The 262-nt window shown below is 42.0% G+C and carries 1 protein-coding gene; it reads right to left on the bottom strand.

Annotated features, from left to right (window positions below; genetic code table 11):
• Positions 1 to 262, bottom strand: a 262-nt coding sequence (locus tag ACVCZW_RS13275; RefSeq protein WP_452232644.1) for a hypothetical protein, incomplete at both ends; no start/stop codon positions are given.

The following is a 262-nucleotide window of genomic DNA, read 5'->3' as shown; positions in this document are numbered from 1 at the left end:
ATCCGGTTTCTGTTCCATTTTGTGTTCCATCACCATCTTCATCATTATATACGGTTCCAGTTACTGTTCCGGCTGTAGTATAACCATCTATTCCTGCATCTACACTACCATTTGTTGTTATCGTTACTGATGTTGGCTCTGTTCCTTCTGTTAAACTTGCTCCTGTTGGTAAAGTAGTTGTATCTACTACGATATCTACTGTTCCTGCTGGTACTCCTTCTATAGTATACGTTCCATCCGCCGCTGTAGTTGCTGTTGGCTC

Source organism: Lacinutrix sp. MEBiC02595, assembly GCF_053601555.1.
The sequence above is the reverse complement of the archived record's forward strand: the minus strand, read 5'-3'. Positions and strand labels throughout refer to the sequence as shown.